Raw genomic sequence first — 15,984 nt, 5'->3', positions numbered from 1 at the left:
ATTAAGTTTTATGAATCTGGTGAGTTTTCAATGAACGCACCGAACAATATCGAACAGTCAGGCGTAATCGGCGCCGCGAGGTTGTTCACCGCCAGCGCACAGCAACCGGAGCGTACTTATGTACGTGAGGATTGCGAGCACTGCCGGGGGACAAGATCGCAAGTAAGATAGCCTGCACCCAGTAAAAGATCGGAGATAAAGTAAGATGGCTGGACACAGTAAATGGGCGAACACCAAGCATCGTAAAGCTGCTCAGGACGCTAAGCGCGGTAAAATCTTCACCAAAATCATTCGTGAGCTGGTCACCGCCGCGAAACTGGGCGGTGGCGATGCGGGTTCTAATCCACGTCTGCGCGCAGCGATGGACAAAGCGCTGTCTAACAACATGACGCGCGACACCATGAACCGTGCCATCGCACGCGGCGTGGGCGGTGAAGATGATTCCAACATGGAAACCATCATTTATGAAGGTTACGGCCCGGGCGGCTCAGCAGTGATGATTGAGTGCCTGAGCGACAACCGCAACCGTACCGTGGGCGAAGTGCGTCATGCCTTCACCAAAACCGGCGGCAACCTCGGTACCGACGGTTCGGTTTCTTACCTGTTCAGCAAGAAGGGCGTAATCTCCTTCGCGCCAGGTCAGGACGAAGATGCGGTGATGGAAGCGGCGCTGGAAGCAGGTGCAGAAGACGTTGTGGCCTATGACGACGGCGCGATTGATGTCTTTACCGCGTGGGAAGAGATGGGTGCGGTGCGTGATGCGCTGGAAGCGGGCGGTCTGAAAGCCGACTCGGCTGAAGTCTCGATGATCCCTTCCACTAAAGCCGAAATGGATGCCGAAACCGCGCCGAAACTGCTGCGCCTGATCGACATGCTGGAAGACTGTGACGACGTGCAGGAAGTTTACCATAACGGTGAAATCTCTGATGAGATCGCAGAAACGCTGTAATGGCGTTGCTTAAAACCCCACTCACCGGAGACGCGCCGTGGCGATAATTCTCGGGATCGATCCCGGCTCGCGCGTCACCGGTTACGGTGTTATTCGCCAAACCGGCCGCCAGCTTACCTATTTGGGCAGCGGCTGTATCCGCACCAGCGTCACCGATCTGCCGACGCGCCTCAAACTGATCTACGCGGGCGTCAGCGAAATTATCACCCAGTTCTCACCCGACTATTTCGCCATCGAGCAGGTATTTATGGCCAAGAATGCGGACTCAGCGCTGAAGCTGGGCCAGGCGCGCGGTGCGGCGATTGTCGCGGCGGTGAATCATGATTTGCCGGTGTTTGAATATGCGGCGCGCCAGGTGAAGCAAACCGTTACCGGTACCGGCGGCGCAGAGAAAAGTCAGGTGCAGCATATGGTACGAACCTTGCTAAAACTGCCAGCCAATCCGCAGGCGGATGCCGCCGATGCGCTGGCCATCGCCATTACGCATTGCCATATGAGCCAAAACGCGGCGCGTATCAGCGATACGAAACTGGTGATGACGCGCGGACGTATGCGATCGGGTTAGCGGAAACGAAACGCAGTATGAGGCTGGATATTCATCCAGCCTTTTTTATGGTATATAAACAGGCTTACTTATCAGATTAAGGAATTGCTCAGGTGATTGGTCGTTTACGAGGCAACATTCTGGAAAAACAGCCGCCGCTGGTGTTGATTGAGGCGCACGGTGTCGGTTATGAAGTGCACATGCCAATGACCTGCTTTTACGAGCTGCCGGAGATCAATCAGGAAGCGATTATCTTTACGCAGTTTGTGGTACGCGAAGATGCGCAACTGCTGTTCGGTTTCAATAACAAGCAGGAACGCACGCTGTTCCGCGAGCTGGTGAAGGTGAATGGCGTTGGGCCAAAACTGGCGCTGGCAATTCTGTCTGGCATGTCAGCCCAGCAGTTCGTGACCGCCGTTGAGCGACAAGAGATTGCCTCGCTGATCAAACTGCCGGGCGTGGGTAAAAAAACCGCCGAGCGTTTGATTGTGGAGATGAAAGACCGCTTTATCGGCATGCACGGCGATCTGTTTGGTGGTGATTCAACCTTTACGTTGACCACGCCATCCGCTGCACAAGACAATAACGATGCTGAAGCCGAAGCGGTTTCAGCGCTGGTGGCTCTGGGCTATAAACCGCAGGAAGCCAGCCGTATGATCAGCAAAGTCGGTAAACCGGATGCGGATTGCGAAACCCTGATTCGTGAAGCCCTGCGCGCAGCTATTTGAGGTAAAGCATGATTGAAGCCGATCGTCTGGTCTCGGGCAGTTCCTTTAATGAAGAAGAAACGCTCGACCGTGCCATTCGTCCCAAGCTGCTCACGGAATATGTTGGCCAGCCGCAGGTGCGCGAGCAAATGGAGATTTTCATCCAGGCTGCGAAACTGCGTGGCGATGCACTCGATCATCTGCTGATTTTCGGCCCGCCGGGACTGGGTAAAACCACGCTGGCTAACATCGTCGCTAACGAAATGGGCGTCAATCTGCGCACCACGTCCGGCCCGGTGCTGGAAAAAGCCGGCGATCTGGCGGCGATGCTCACTAACCTCGAACCGCATGATGTGCTGTTTATTGATGAGATCCATCGACTGTCGCCAGTGGTGGAAGAAGTGCTGTATCCAGCGATGGAAGATTATCAGCTGGATATCATGATTGGTGAAGGTCCGGCAGCGCGTTCGATTAAGCTCGATCTGCCGCCGTTTACCCTGATTGGTGCCACGACGCGCGCCGGTTCTTTAACTTCGCCGCTGCGCGACCGTTTCGGCATCGTGCAGCGCCTTGAGTTCTATAACGTGCCCGATCTGCAGCATATCGTGGGTCGTAGCGCGGCCTGTCTTGGCCTGGCGCTGAGCGAAGAGGGCGCGCTGGAGATAGCGCGTCGTGCACGCGGAACGCCGCGTATCGCTAACCGCCTGCTGCGCCGCGTGCGTGACTTTGCGGAAGTGCGCGCCAACGGCAATCTGAGCGGCGAAGTATCAGCCAGCGCGCTAGATATGCTTAACGTCGACAGTCAGGGTTTTGATTATATGGACCGCAAACTGCTGCTGGCGATTATCGATAAGTTCTCGGGTGGTCCGGTTGGCTTAGATAACCTGGCAGCGGCGATTGGCGAAGAGCGGGAAACTATTGAGGATGTGATTGAACCCTTCCTGATCCAGCAAGGATTTATTCAACGCACGCCGCGTGGCCGGATGGCCACGCAGCATGCTTACAAACACTTTGGTATCAGTCGCGAAGAGTAAACCGGCGTTATGCCGCCGGTTTTTTTGCCATGCTAATGATGAACAATACTGCCGCGCATAACACCACTGAAGGACCGGCTGGCGTATCGTAGCTGGCGGAGAAGGTCAGTCCACCGGTCACTGCGATAATACCGGCAATTACCGCAAAACCGGCCATCTGTTCCGGCGAGCGCGAGAAGCGACGTGCCGTCGCCGCCGGGATAATCAGCAACGACGTAATAATCAAAGCACCGACAAACTTCATCGCTACGCCGATGGTTAATGCGGTGACCAGCATCAACATCAAACGCGTGCGCTGAATGTTAACGCCATCCACCTGCGCCAGCTCCGGGCTAATGGTCATCGACAACAGCGAATTCCACTGCCACGCCATCACCGCCAGTACAATCGCCACGCCGCCGCCCATCATCCACAAATCATCGGGCGTCACCGCCAGCAGATCGCCAAACAGGTAAGCCATCAGATCGACACGCACGCCTTGCATCAGACTGACGACCACTAAACCCAGCGACAGCGCACTGTGCGCCATAATGCCGAGCAGCGTATCAATAGCCAGATGCGGGCGTCGCTCCAGCCACACCAATCCCAACGCCAGACACACGGTCACCAAAATCACCGCATAGTAAGGATTCACGTTGAGCAGCAAACCAAACGCCACGCCCAGTAAGGACGCATGCGCGAGTGTATCGCCGAAGTAAGACATGCGGCGCCAAACCACAAACGAGCCAAGTGGACCGGCCGCCAGCGCCAGCAACACGCCGCCCAGCCAGCCAGGTAATAACAGTTCAATCATGACGGGCCATTTCCCTTGCGCAGAACAATGCGTCCCTGTAAATCGTGACGGTGATTATGATGATGACGATAAATCGCCAGCTGCTGCGCGCCGCGTGGGCCAAACATCGCAATAAACTCGGGATGTTGTGACACCGCTTCCGGCGTGCCGGAACAGCAGATGTGATGGTTGAGACACAGCACTTCGTCGGTTTTCGCCATCACCAGATGCAGGTCGTGTGAAACCATCAGCACACCGCAGTTCAGTTCGCGACGCAGCTGATCGATCAAATCGTACAGCGCGACCTGGCCGTTGACATCAACGCCTTGTGTCGGCTCATCCAGTACCAAAAGCTGCGGTTCATTGAGTAATGCACGCGCCAGCAAAACACGTTGTGTCTCACCGCCGGAAAGTTTTTGCAGCGTTGCATGCAGCAGATGCCCGGCCTGCACGCGCTTGAGCGCCGGCAAAATGGCATCGCGTTTGGTGCCGCGCGACAGGCGCATAAAGCGTTCCACGGTGATCGGCAACGTTGGGTCGATGTGCAGTTTTTGCGGCACGTAGCCGATACGCAAATCAGCGGCGCGCGTGACGCTGCCGCTGGTGGGTTTGAGTAGCCCCAACACCGCGCGAACCAGCGTGGATTTACCGGCGCCGTTCGGGCCGAGCAGGGTGAGAATTTTCCCCGGCTCAAGTGCGAGGCTAATACCTGCAAGCACCGGACGCTGGGAGAACTTCACAGAAATGTTTTCAAGGGTAACAAGTGGCGACATGTTATTTACGGGTTGCATTGAATTTCGAATGTTATAATATCACATTCCATCAACGGGTCACGATGGAATGACGTATTATGTTACACAATAAAAAGCGCCTGATTTTCACCCTTACTGCTGCGGCAATTGGCGCGGCAAGCGCATTACCCGCGCACTCCGCAGTTGTCGCTTCAATCAAACCTATCGGATTTATCGCAGCGGCTATCGCAGAGGGTATTACGCCGGTTGAAGTATTGCTGCCTGATGGCGCCTCAGAGCATGATTATGCCTTGCGTCCCTCTGATGTAAAACGTATTAAAAACGCAGACTTAGTGGTGTGGACAGGCCCAGAGATGGAAGCCTTTCTTACTAAGTCAGCGGCCGAATTACCTGCCAGTAAAAACCTCGAAATTGCCGCATTGCCGGGCATAAAACCGCTATTGATTAGCGGCGATGATGAAGATGAGGAACATGAGCATGGTCACGATCACGATCACGACTCAGAAAATTCCGAAGACCAGGACGGGTCTCATGCGCATCACCACCACGGACAGTTTAATATGCACCTGTGGATGTCCCCTGACATGGCCTTACAATCTGCGGTTGCAATCCATGGAAAATTATTGGAACTTATGCCGCAAAGCAAAGCCAAACTTGACGCTAATCTGCAGGAATTTAAGGCAGAATTAGCCGATGCAGACAAACACATCGGCGCGCAACTCGCGCCTGTGCGGAACAAGGGTTATTTCGTTTTTCACGATGCTTACAGCTACTTTGAAAAACATTACGGTTTGTCACCTTTAGGTCATTTTACCGTCAATCCTGAAATCCAGCCGGGCGCCCAGCGTTTACATCAAATACGAACACAGTTGGTTGAGCAGAAAGCCGTTTGCGTTTTCGCTGAACCACAATTCAGACCGGCCGTCATCGATGCCGTGTCCCGTGGAACTTCCGTACGTAAAGGCACGTTAGATCCGTTGGGTATGGACATCAGCTTATCCAAAGACAGCTACGTGAAATTTCTTTCACAGCTGTCGAGCCAGTATGCGAGCTGCCTGAATGGAGCATGAGGAATAGGTAAAAGTGCAGCAGATAGCCCGCTCTGTCGCCCTCGCATTTAACAATTTGCCGCGCCCCCACCGCGTTATGCTGGGTTCATTAACCGTTGTCACATTGGCCGTCGCAGTATGGCGGCCTTACGTTTACCATCCGCGTGATGTTGCCCCCATCGTGAAAACCATTACGTTGGATAAAGACGAACTGCGCACGCTTTTGCCCGAAGCCAGCGAGCCGATTGACCAGACAACGGAAGAACCGTCCGACGATATTCCTGCTGACGACATTGATAATGACGTTCCGGACAATCCCAACGTACATGAGTACACCGTCTCTTCAGGTGATACGCTGAGCAGCGCGTTAAATCAGTACGGTATTGAGATGGGCGATATCAACGCATTAGTCAGTAGCGATAAAGATCTGCGCAACATGCGCGTTGGTCAGCAACTGAGCTGGACGCTGGATACTGATGGACAACTGCAAACCTTCAGCTGGGAAATTGATCGTCGTGAAACCCGTACTTATCAGCGCGCCGACAACGGCAGCTTTAAGATGCAGCAGGAGCTGCAAAAGGGTGAGTGGCAAAACAACGTACTGAAAGGTGAAGTGCGCGGCAGTTTTGCTGCCAGTGCCCAGCGTGCGGGTTTAACCAGCGCAGAAACCAGCAACGTCATCAAAGCGATGCAGTGGCAGATGGATTTCCGCAAACTACGCGCCGGTGATGACTTCAGTGTGCTGATGTCTCGTGAAATGCTCGATGGCAAAAGTGCCCAAAGCCAATTGCTTGGCGTGCGTTTACGCACCGGCGGTAAAGACTACTACGCGTTCCGTGCGGAAGACGGCAAGTTCTACGATCGCAACGCGTCTGGTTTAGCGCGTGGCTTTATGCGTTTCCCTACGGTTAAGCAGTATCGTGTCTCTTCCAACTTCAATCCGCGTCGCCTTAATCCGGTAACCGGCCGCATTGCACCGCATAAAGGTGTCGATTTCGCGCTGCCTATTGGTACGCCTGTGTTAGCCGTGGGCGATGGTGAAGTGGTGATGGCGAAAAACGGCGGTGCTGCCGGGAATTACGTAGCAATTCGTCACGGTCGTCAGTACATGACGCGTTATATGCACCTGAGTAAAGCGTTGGTGAAACCGGGGCAAAAAGTGAAACGCGGCGATCGTATTGCGTTGTCGGGTAACACCGGACGTTCGACCGGTCCGCATTTGCATTATGAAGTATGGATCAACAATCAGGCGGTGAATCCATTGACTGCAAAACTGCCGCGCATGGAGGGTCTGACGGGTAAAGATCGCAGCACTTACATGGCGCAAGTCAAAACCTGGTTGCCGCAGTTGACGCTGAAATAGCGCATAATTGCGCATAACACTTAAAAACCGACGGATTCTTCGTCGGTTTTTTGCTATCTGGCGCATGAAGATTGCAAAATTAACCACCGTCACTATTATTGACCGGTCATTGTCAGAGGCGAGTGCATGGAAACCCGAAAGAAAAATAACAGCGAGTTTATTCCCGTTTTTCAACGTTCTTTTTTTAAGCCGAAATACTGGGGAAGTTGGTTGGCGGTTGGCGCGCTGGCCGGCATGGCATTGCTTCCCGCTAAAGTGCGCGATCCGATTCTGGGCGGATTGGGCAAGTTCGCCGGTAAGCTGGCGAAAAGTGCGCGCCGCCGTGCGCTGATCAATCTCTATTATTGCCTGCCGGAATTGAGTGAAGCGCAGCGCGAAGAGATTGCTGATCGTATGTTTGCCACCGCACCGCAGGCGATGGCGATGATGGCCGAATTGGGCATGCGTAATCCTGAGCATGTGCGCAAGCGTGTTGACTGGTACGGCCGGGAAATCATTGAGCAACTGCAGGCCAATAAAGAAAATGTCATTTTCCTGGTGCCGCATGGTTGGGGCGTGGATATTCCAGCGATGCTGCTGGCGTCTGAAGGTCAGATGATGGCGGCGATGTTCCACAATCAAAGCGATCCGTTAATGGATTATCTGTGGAATACCGTGCGACGCCGTTTTGGTGGCCGTATGCATGCGCGAAATGACGGCATTAAGCCGTTTATCGCGTCGGTGCGTCAGGGTTATTACGGCTATTATCTGCCGGACCAGGATCACGGCCCGGAACACAGCGAATTTGTGGATTTCTTTGCTACTTACAAAGCCACATTGCCCGCAGTGGGCCGCCTGATGAAAGTATGTCGCGCTCGCGTTGTACCGCTGTTCCCGGTGTACAACAGTGAAACCCATCGTCTGGAAATCTATGTGCGTCCGCCAATGGATGACCTGCTGGATGCCGATGACAATACGCTTGCGCGTCGCATGAATGAAGAAGTTGAAGTGTTCGTGCGCCCGCATCCAGAACAGTACACCTGGATTCTGAAGCTGCTGAAAACGCGTAAGGAAGGGGATATCGAACCTTATGCGCGCAAAGATCTTTATCCTCGTAGGAAATAAACATGGGGCCGTCTGGCCCCTTTATCATTCTATTGCCGCCACGTGACTGCGACGTTTACGTTCGCGCAGGAACAGGGTCACCAGACCAAACCACAGCACGCCAGCGGCGAAGTTAATCCCGCTAAACCACGGTGTGCCGCCGCTGAAGTAGCCACTTTTCGCCAGCTCAATGCCTACCGCTAAGGTCAGAATACTGATCATCCCGAGCATCGCCGCCACGCTGCCTTTGCCTTCGTTGCTGGAGTAAAGCGTCAAACGGTACAGACCGGCATTCACCATGCCTGCGCCGAAAGCGTACAAGCTTAACCCGGCGGTCAGCAGCAGATAGGTGTGACTATCGAGCAAATTAGCCAGCAGCGAAATACTCAAACCAATCAGAATCGGCCAGGCGGCAAACTTCACCGGCTGCTCAATCGGCACGCGTCCAGCCAGTTTGCCGAGCGTGATGTTGCCGGCAATCATCGCCAGAAACACCGGTAGCTGCAGCAGCGCATACTGCATGCGTGACAATCCTTCATCGTGCATCAGAATCACTGGCGACAGCGCTACCCACGTCAGGATCGGAATAAACACCAAACCAATGGCAAAGGAGCCGTACATCACCTGACGATCGCGCGCCAAACGCGCATAGCCGCGCGCCAGCGTTGGCAGGGCGATAGAGTGACTGCGATCGCCAGCGGTTTCCGGCATGACGCGCCACAGCAGGGCAAACGCAATCACGCTGCAGATGGCAAACAGCCAGAACATGCTGCGCCACTCGCCAACGGTGAGCCACGCGGCTCCGGCCAGCGGACCAGCGAGCGGTGCCAGCAGCGCGACGTTGGCCATCAGCGCCATCATGCGTACTGCCAGCGCCTCGTCAAAGGCTTCCTGCACCGCTGCATAGCTGACGGCGCCAATAAAGCACAGGCTAATACCCTGCACAAAGCGCAGCGCGACAAACTCCTCAATGCTGCTCACCCACGTTGTCAGAATACAGGCGGCGGCAAAGAACAGGATGCCAAACAGCAGCACCGGCCGGCGGCCATATTTGTCAGAGAGCGGACCGAGCAGCCATTGCAGCACCACGCCGCCCATCAGATACGCGGTCAGCGAGGTCGAAACCCATTCCGGGCCGACGCTGAATTCAGACGTCACCAGCAGCATGCCGGGCTGAATCATGTCATGCGCGATATAGGTGGCGAACTCGAAGAGTACCAGCGCGAGCGGGAACAGCAGCACGCGCCCGGTGAGTTGAGTGATAGGTTGATAGCGGGCCATCTGGCCTCCTTGTCAAAAAAATAAAAACGCGACTGCCAGGCAGTCGCGTTTGTCCATGTTGTTACAGCCGCTGTGGGTGGTGCGTATTAATCTACGCGCAGTACACGGCTGGTATTGGTGGTACCGGTGGTCGACATCACGTCGCCCTGGGTGACAATCACCAGGTCGCCTGAAACCAGGAAACCTTTTTCGCGCAGCAAATTCACTGCATCGTGCGCGGCAGCAACACCATCGTTGTTGCTGTCGAAGAACACTGGCGTAACACCACGGTACAGCGCCGTCAGATTCAGCGTACGTTCGTGACGTGACATGGCGAAGATCGGCAAGCCGGACGTGATACGTGAGGTCATCAGCGCGGTACGGCCCGATTCGGTCATGGTGATGATCGCTGAAACCCCTTGCAGATGGTTGGCAGCATACATCGCCGACATGGCAATCGCTTCTTCGACGTTATCGAACTGTACTTCCAGGCGGTGCTTAGAAACGTTAACGCTCGGGATTTTCTCTGCGCCGAGGCACACTTTCGCCATCGCTGAGACGGTTTCAGCCGGATACTGGCCAGCAGCGGTTTCCGCCGACAGCATCACCGCATCGGTACCATCCAGCACGGCGTTCGCCACGTCCATGACTTCGGCACGCGTTGGCATTGGATTGGTAATCATCGACTCCATCATCTGCGTGGCGGTGATGATGGTGCGGTTCAGCTGACGAGCGCGACGGATCAACGCTTTCTGAATACCCACCAGCTCAGGATCGCCAATCTCCACACCCAAATCGCCACGTGCAACCATCACCACGTCAGAAGCGAGGATGATGTCATCCATCGCTTCCTGTGAGGCAACGGCTTCAGCACGTTCTACTTTCGCCACCAATTTGGCGTCGCAGCCGGCGTCGCGCGCCAGACGGCGGGCATAATTCATATCTTCGCCGTTACGCGGGAAGGAGACCGCCAGATAATCCACGCCGATTTTCGCGGCGGTAACGATATCAACTTTGTCTTTTTCGGTCAGCGCATCGGCAGAGAGACCGCCGCCGAGTTTGTTGATGCCTTTATTGTTGGAGAGCGGGCCGCCGACGGTGACTTCGGTGAACACTTTTACCCCCTGAACTTCCAGCACTTTCAGCTGCACGCGACCGTCGTCCAGCAGCAGGATATCGCCGGGCACTACATCTTCTGGCAGGCCTTTATAGTCGATACCGACTTTTTCTTTATCGCCTTCGCCTTTGGTTAAATCAGCATCCAGCAGGAAACGATCGCCGACGTTGAGAAACACTTTGCCTTCTTTGAAGGTCGATACGCGAATTTTTGGGCCTTGCAGGTCGCCAAGGATCGCTACGTGACGACCCAGTTTCGCCGCGATTTCACGGACTTTATTGGCGCGCTGCTGATGATCTTCCGGTGTGCCGTGGGAGAAGTTGAGTCGTACAACGTTAGCACCCGCCGCGATGATTTTTTCGAGGTTGTTGTCGCGATCGGTGGCTGGACCGAGGGTTGTAACGATCTTGGTTCTTCTGAGACGTCTGGACATGAAGGACTCCGTTAGCAAAGTATCGTGTCGCTCTCAAGTGACACGTAGTGTTCATCTATTCTATATGATCGATGGGCTGTGATTCGACTCACATTGTGAATGTGATGTTAATTATTTTCCTGCGCCTGTTTCTCCAGGCGTGAATCTTTCAGCGCTTCTTTCACCCGTTTTAAATTTTCACGGAAAGCAGCGCCGCGCTCAAGGGTAAACCCTGTCGCCAGAACATCAATCACGGTTAATTGTGCGAGGCGGGAAACCATTGGCAGGTAGATATCGGTATCTTCGGGTACGTCGAGCGTCAAAGCCAGCGTGGCTTCCGCCGCCAGCGGGGAACCCGGAGAAGTGATAGCCAGCACAGTGGAAGCGTTTACACGCGCCAGGCGAGCCAGTTCTACCATATTTTTGGTGCGACCAGTATGTGAGATGAGAACAAACACATCGTTTGGACCACTATTTATGCAACTCATGCGCTGGATCACAATATCCTCTGACCAGATGACCGGCAGATTAAATCGCAAAAATTTATTGGTGGCGTCATGTGCCACCACGGCGGAGGCACCAAGGCCAAAAAAGGCAATTTTATGCGCCTTTGACAGCGCCTGAACCGCCTGACGAATCACCTGAGAGTCGAGTTGCTGGCGGATGCGGCTGAGGCCGGCTAATGCGGAATCAAAAATTTTGTGGCTATAGCTTTCCACACTGTCATTTTCTTCCACATCGCGGCTCACCCAGTTCGGGCTTTTGACCAGGCTCTGCGCGAGTTGCAATTTGAAGTCAGGAAAGCCGCGCGTGCCCATACGATGGCAGAAGCGATTCACCGTCGGTTCGCTGACGTCAGCGGCGCGTGCCAGCGTGGCGATGCTGGAGTGCATCGCCTGTTGCGGCGCGGCAAGAATCTGCTCTGCGACTTTACGTTCTGATTTGCTTAACGCATCGAGTTGCGCCTGAATCTGTTCCAGCATGGTTTAACCTAATGAGCGTCAATCACTTTTTCGCGTTCATCAATCAATGAAATCGCTGCCAATTCACAAGAATATACCGTGTAATAGCCCCTCGCACGCAGCGGAGGACAAATGTAAACGCGATTTTTTTGCGATACTTTGATCGCTGACGTGTTTTGCCACGACAAATATCGAAACAGAAAATGTGCTCAAATGGCACGCTACAACACACTTAACACCTTTATTACGTTCACAGTTAACGCCAGCAAAACACTGCGTTCGGGTTGTCCTAAACCCGCTAAAAACGTACATTGTGCTGTAAGAAAATTACAATAAGGACCTGGCGTGATGAGAACGCTCAAGCCGGGTATATCCTGCAACGAGGAGAGGAAAATGGCGGTTACACAAACAGCCCAGGCATGCGATCTGGTGATTTTCGGTGCCAAAGGCGATCTCGCGCGCCGTAAACTGTTGCCATCACTGTATCAGCTGGAAAAAGCCGGTCAGATTCATGAAACCACTCGCATTATTGGCGTGGGTCGCGCGGATTGGGATAAAGCCGCGTATACCAAAGTGGTACGTGAAGCGCTGGAAACCTTCATGAAAGAGAAGATCGATGAAGCGCTGTGGGACACCCTCAGCAGCCGTCTCGACTTCTGTAACCTCGACGTAAATGACACCTCGCATTTCACCAAACTGGGCAAAATGCTTGACCAGAAAAACCGCGTCACCATTAACTACTTCGCCATGCCGCCAAGCACCTTTGGCGCGATTTGCGACGGTCTGGGCGCCGCCAAGCTGAACGCCAAACCGGCACGCGTAGTAATGGAAAAGCCGCTCGGCACCTCATTGGAAACCTCACAAGAGATCAATGACAGCGTCGGCAAATACTTCGAAGAAGGCCAGGTTTTCCGTATTGACCACTATCTCGGTAAAGAGACGGTGCTCAACCTGCTGGCGCTGCGTTTTGCCAACTCCATCTTCGTCAACAACTGGGACAATCGCACCATCGATCACGTGCAGATCACCGTGGCAGAAGAGGTGGGCATCGAAGGCCGTTGGGGTTACTTCGACAAAGCCGGCCAGATGCGTGACATGATTCAGAACCACCTGTTGCAGATCCTCACCATGATTGCCATGTCGCCGCCGTCCGATCTGAGCGCGGATGCGATTCGTGATGAGAAAGTGAAAGTGCTGCGCTCACTGCGTCGTATCGATCAAACCAACGTGCGCGAGAAAACCGTACGCGGTCAGTACACCGCCGGCTTTGTGCAGGGCAAGAAAGTGCCAGGTTATCTGGAAGAAGAGGGCGCTAACAAGCAGAGCGCCACGGAAAGCTTTGTTGCTATTCGCGTGGATATCGATAACTGGCGTTGGGCTGGTGTGCCGTTCTATCTGCGTACCGGCAAGCGCTTGCCAACCAAATGCTCTGAAGTGGTGGTGTATTTCAAGAATCCTGAGATGAACCTGTTTAAGGATTCGTACGCTGAACTGCCGCAGAACAAGCTGACCATTCGTCTGCAGCCGGACGAAGGCGTGGATATCGAAATACTGAACAAAGTGCCGGGACTTGACCACAAGCATAAACTGCAGACCACCAAGCTGGATTTGAGCTACTCCGAAACCTTCAACCAGTCGCATCTGGCCGATGCTTACGAGCGTCTGCTGCTGGAAACCATGCGCGGTATTCAGGCGCTGTTTGTGCGTCGTGATGAAGTTGAAGCAGCGTGGGGCTGGGTGGATTCGATCATTGATGCCTGGAGCGCCGATGCCGAAGCGCCGAAGCCGTATCAGGCGGGAACATGGGGACCGGTTGCCTCTGTCGCGATGATTACTCGCGATGGCCGTTCCTGGAACGAGTTCGAATAGAAACCTAATATTGAGCCCGCCAAATGTGCGGGCTTTTTTACGTCCAGAATTCATTTTTCTGAAAAGTGAACCAGAGTTTCAAAAAATTCTGATATCCGATGGACGCCGCTCCAGACGATCTTGTATGGTAGAGCCCAATTATTGACAGCGTGGCTAAACGCCGGGCTGATGCAACTAAGGAAACGTGATGAAGAACTGGAAAACAAGTGCTGAACAGATCCTGAAAACTGGCCCGGTCGTGCCGGTCATTGTGGTGAACAAGCTGGAACACGCGGTGCCGATGGCGAAAGCGCTGGTGGCTGGCGGTGTGCGCGTGCTGGAAGTGACGCTGCGTACCCCGGTGGCGATGGACGCGCTGCGTGCCATGATTAAAGAAGTACCGGAAGCGATTGTCGGTGCGGGCACGGTGATCAACACCCAGCAACTGAAAGAAGTCACTGACGCCGGTGCGCAGTTTGTCATCAGCCCAGGATTGACGGAATCGCTGCTGAAAGCCGCGGTTGAAGGTCCGGTGCCATTGATTCCAGGTATCAGCACGGTTTCAGAACTGATGACCGGCATGGATTACGGCCTGCGTGAGTTCAAATTCTTCCCGGCGGAAGCCAATGGTGGCGTGAAAGCATTATCCGCGATTGGCGGTCCGTTCCCGCAGGTGCGTTTCTGTCCAACTGGCGGCATCTCGCCAGCCAACTATCGAGACTATCTGGCGCTGAAAAGCGTGCTGTGCATTGGCGGTTCGTGGCTGGTACCGAATGATGCGTTGGAAAGCGGTGACTGGGATCGTATTACGCGTCTGGCGCGTGAAGCGGTTGAAGGCGCTCGCGCATAAGTTCATGAATCGGTCGCCATTGATGGCGACCACTTAGTCTTACTTAACCTACCACTTTTACCGCTGCCGCACTCGCCACGGCGCGCGCGATAGCGTCATCGGTGTTTTCACCGGTTGCCAAAGCCACGCCTAATCGGCGCTGACCGGCGATTTCCGGCTTACCAAACAGGCGCAGCTGCAATCCGGCACCCAGCGCGGCTTCGATATTTCCGAACACGACGTTCTGGCTGTTCAGCTCAGGCAAAATCACTGCCGACGCAGCGGGACCGTATTGACGAATGCCGCCAATCGGCAGGCCGAGGAAAGCGCGCACATGCAGCGCAAACTCGGACAGATCCTGCGAAATCAGCGTGACCATGCCGGTATCATGCGGACGCGGTGACACTTCGCTGAACACCACTTCATCACCGCACACGAACAGCTCCACGCCAAACAGGCCGTATCCACCGAGCGCTTTTACCACGTTAGCGGCGATATCCTGTGCGCGTTGCAGCGCCAGTTCACTCATCTGCTGCGGCTGCCATGATTCACGATAATCGCCATCTTCCTGACGATGACCAATCGGCGCGCAGAAGTGAATGCCATCTACTGCGCTGATGGTCAGCAGGGTGATTTCGAAATCAAACTTCACCACGCCTTCAACGATCACGCGGCCCGCACCGGCACGTCCGCCTTGCTGCGCATAATCCCAGGCTTTTTCCAGCTGGCTGGCTTCGCGAATAAAGCTCTGGCCTTTACCTGATGAGCTCATCACCGGCTTAACGATGCACGGGAATCCAATCGCCTCAGCCGCAGCCACAAAATTCTCTTTGCTGTCAGCAAACTGGTAAGTCGAGGTTGGTAAGGACAACTCTTCCGCCGCCAGACGGCGAATGCCTTCGCGGTTCATGGTCAGACGTGCGGCGCGTGCGGTCGGCACCACTTTCTGACCTTGCGCTTCCAGCTCCAGCAGTTTTTCGGTGGCAATGGCTTCAATTTCTGGTACCACGAAGTGCGGCTTTTCCTCGGCAATCAGCGCGGCCAGCGCGTCGCCGTCCAGCATGTTGATCACATAGCTGCGATGCGCCACGTGCATCGCCGGAGCATCGGCGTAACGATCCACCGCGATCACTTCCACACCAAGACGCTGGCACTCAAGTGCCACTTCTTTGCCTAATTCGCCTGAACCTAACAGCATGACACGCGTAGCGGCAGGGCGCAGCGCGGTTCCGAGAGTCGTCATAATTTCACCTTAGCAGTCAAAATGCGCGCGCAGTATAAACGAAAACGTTTGCGTACTCAC

Annotated in this window: 15 protein-coding genes; 9 read left to right on the top strand and 6 right to left on the bottom strand. The window is 54.5% G+C overall.

All coding sequences use genetic code 11. The annotated features are described in order from the left end of the window. Positions 1 to 205 precede the first annotated feature (205 nt). The 4 genes from P6287_RS10935 (at position 206) to ruvB (ending at position 3,234) form a co-directional block, all read left to right on the top strand. Complete coding sequence (locus P6287_RS10935) at positions 206 to 949, top strand: YebC/PmpR family DNA-binding transcriptional regulator (protein WP_007889557.1); 744 nt, start codon at positions 206 to 208, stop codon at positions 947 to 949. 37 nt (positions 950 to 986) lie between these two features. Then, positions 987 to 1,514 (top strand): crossover junction endodeoxyribonuclease RuvC, encoded by a 528-nt coding sequence (gene ruvC, locus P6287_RS10930; RefSeq protein WP_008110486.1) that lies wholly within the window; start codon positions 987 to 989, stop codon positions 1,512 to 1,514. A 92-nt stretch (positions 1,515 to 1,606) separates the two neighbouring features. Further along, positions 1,607 to 2,221: a Holliday junction branch migration protein RuvA gene (gene ruvA, locus P6287_RS10925; protein WP_007889559.1), complete on the top strand. Its 615-nt coding sequence runs from the start codon at positions 1,607 to 1,609 to the stop codon at positions 2,219 to 2,221. Between the two features lie 8 nt (positions 2,222 to 2,229). After that, the gene (gene ruvB, locus P6287_RS10920) at positions 2,230 to 3,234 is read left to right on the top strand and encodes a Holliday junction branch migration DNA helicase RuvB (protein ID WP_007889560.1); all 1,005 of its coding nucleotides are present in this window, start codon (positions 2,230 to 2,232) and stop codon (positions 3,232 to 3,234) included. Between the two features lie 7 nt (positions 3,235 to 3,241). Here ruvB and znuB read toward each other — a convergent pair whose 3' ends face one another. Further along, positions 3,242 to 4,027, bottom strand: coding sequence for a zinc ABC transporter permease subunit ZnuB (gene znuB, locus P6287_RS10915; protein ID WP_101764158.1), 786 nt, complete (start codon positions 4,025 to 4,027; stop codon positions 3,242 to 3,244). Then, entirely contained in the window at positions 4,024 to 4,779 is a 756-nt protein-coding gene (gene znuC / locus P6287_RS10910; protein ID WP_277973687.1) for a zinc ABC transporter ATP-binding protein ZnuC, read from the bottom strand. Before znuC ends, znuB begins: the two co-directional genes overlap by 4 nt. Positions 4,780 to 4,856: 77 nt before the next feature. On the opposite strand from znuC, the gene znuA reads away from it, so the two are divergent. The 3 genes from znuA to lpxM all read left to right on the top strand — a co-directional run bounded on the left by znuA (position 4,857) and on the right by lpxM (position 8,274). Then, positions 4,857 to 5,828, top strand: a complete 972-nt coding sequence (gene znuA / locus P6287_RS10905; protein WP_137385939.1) for a zinc ABC transporter substrate-binding protein ZnuA — start codon at positions 4,857 to 4,859, stop codon at positions 5,826 to 5,828. Positions 5,829 to 5,841: 13 nt separating this feature from the next. Continuing rightward, the gene (gene mepM, locus P6287_RS10900; RefSeq protein WP_271459670.1) at positions 5,842 to 7,170 is read left to right on the top strand and encodes a murein DD-endopeptidase MepM; all 1,329 of its coding nucleotides are present in this window, start codon (positions 5,842 to 5,844) and stop codon (positions 7,168 to 7,170) included. Between the two features lie 126 nt (positions 7,171 to 7,296). Next, on the top strand, positions 7,297 to 8,274 hold the full coding sequence (lpxM, locus tag P6287_RS10895) for a lauroyl-Kdo(2)-lipid IV(A) myristoyltransferase (RefSeq protein WP_277973686.1): 978 nt from the start codon (positions 7,297 to 7,299) through the stop codon (positions 8,272 to 8,274). 24 nt (positions 8,275 to 8,298) lie between these two features. Here the strand turns inward: lpxM and P6287_RS10890 are convergent, their stop codons facing one another. From P6287_RS10890 to P6287_RS10880, 3 genes are all read right to left on the bottom strand, one after another. Further along, the gene (locus P6287_RS10890; RefSeq protein WP_101764162.1) at positions 8,299 to 9,534 is read right to left on the bottom strand and encodes an MFS transporter; all 1,236 of its coding nucleotides are present in this window, start codon (positions 9,532 to 9,534) and stop codon (positions 8,299 to 8,301) included. An 86-nt stretch (positions 9,535 to 9,620) separates the two neighbouring features. Continuing rightward, positions 9,621 to 11,063 (bottom strand): pyruvate kinase, encoded by a 1,443-nt coding sequence (gene pyk, locus P6287_RS10885; RefSeq protein ID WP_101764163.1) that lies wholly within the window; start codon positions 11,061 to 11,063, stop codon positions 9,621 to 9,623. A 107-nt stretch (positions 11,064 to 11,170) separates the two neighbouring features. After that, the gene (locus tag P6287_RS10880; RefSeq protein ID WP_277973685.1) at positions 11,171 to 12,025 is read right to left on the bottom strand and encodes a MurR/RpiR family transcriptional regulator; all 855 of its coding nucleotides are present in this window, start codon (positions 12,023 to 12,025) and stop codon (positions 11,171 to 11,173) included. A 372-nt stretch (positions 12,026 to 12,397) separates the two neighbouring features. Here P6287_RS10880 and zwf point away from each other — a divergent pair, with 372 nt between their 5' ends. After that, positions 12,398 to 13,873 carry a glucose-6-phosphate dehydrogenase gene (gene zwf / locus P6287_RS10875; RefSeq protein WP_064738913.1) on the top strand — a complete coding sequence of 492 codons (1,476 nt, stop codon included), beginning with the start codon at positions 12,398 to 12,400 and terminating at the stop codon, positions 13,871 to 13,873. Positions 13,874 to 14,060: 187 nt separating this feature from the next. Further along, positions 14,061 to 14,702: a bifunctional 4-hydroxy-2-oxoglutarate aldolase/2-dehydro-3-deoxy-phosphogluconate aldolase gene (locus tag P6287_RS10870; RefSeq protein WP_008110463.1), complete on the top strand. Its 642-nt coding sequence runs from the start codon at positions 14,061 to 14,063 to the stop codon at positions 14,700 to 14,702. Positions 14,703 to 14,745: 43 nt separating this feature from the next. Here the strand turns inward: P6287_RS10870 and purT are convergent, their stop codons facing one another. Then, entirely contained in the window at positions 14,746 to 15,924 is a 1,179-nt protein-coding gene (gene purT, locus P6287_RS10865; RefSeq protein ID WP_192411688.1) for a formate-dependent phosphoribosylglycinamide formyltransferase, read from the bottom strand. Positions 15,925 to 15,984 lie beyond the last annotated feature (60 nt).

The sequence above is a fragment of the Pantoea sp. X85 genome (genome assembly GCF_029623675.1).
Lineage (GTDB): Bacteria > Pseudomonadota > Gammaproteobacteria > Enterobacterales > Enterobacteriaceae > Pantoea > Pantoea leporis.
Note: the sequence above shows the minus strand (reverse complement) of the source record. Positions and strands in the feature narration are given on the sequence as shown.

Bases quoted from the DNA above. Each gene is read 5' to 3' on its own strand.
- P6287_RS10935 (WP_007889557.1), top strand. From the start codon at position 206: ATGGCTGGACACAGTAAATGGGCGAACACCAAGCATCGTAAAGCTGCT.
- ruvB (WP_007889560.1), top strand. From the start codon at position 2,230: ATGATTGAAGCCGATCGTCTGGTCTCGGGCAGTTCCTTTAATGAAGAA.
- znuB (WP_101764158.1), bottom strand. From the start codon at position 4,027: ATGATTGAACTGTTATTACCTGGCTGGCTGGGCGGCGTGTTGCTGGCG.
- znuC (WP_277973687.1), bottom strand. From the start codon at position 4,779: ATGTCGCCACTTGTTACCCTTGAAAACATTTCTGTGAAGTTCTCCCAG.
- znuA (WP_137385939.1), top strand. From the start codon at position 4,857: ATGTTACACAATAAAAAGCGCCTGATTTTCACCCTTACTGCTGCGGCA.
- lpxM (WP_277973686.1), top strand. From the start codon at position 7,297: ATGGAAACCCGAAAGAAAAATAACAGCGAGTTTATTCCCGTTTTTCAA.
- P6287_RS10890 (WP_101764162.1), bottom strand. From the start codon at position 9,534: ATGGCCCGCTATCAACCTATCACTCAACTCACCGGGCGCGTGCTGCTG.
- pyk (WP_101764163.1), bottom strand. From the start codon at position 11,063: ATGTCCAGACGTCTCAGAAGAACCAAGATCGTTACAACCCTCGGTCCA.
- P6287_RS10880 (WP_277973685.1), bottom strand. From the start codon at position 12,025: ATGCTGGAACAGATTCAGGCGCAACTCGATGCGTTAAGCAAATCAGAA.
- zwf (WP_064738913.1), top strand. From the start codon at position 12,398: ATGGCGGTTACACAAACAGCCCAGGCATGCGATCTGGTGATTTTCGGT.
- P6287_RS10870 (WP_008110463.1), top strand. From the start codon at position 14,061: ATGAAGAACTGGAAAACAAGTGCTGAACAGATCCTGAAAACTGGCCCG.
- purT (WP_192411688.1), bottom strand. From the start codon at position 15,924: ATGACGACTCTCGGAACCGCGCTGCGCCCTGCCGCTACGCGTGTCATG.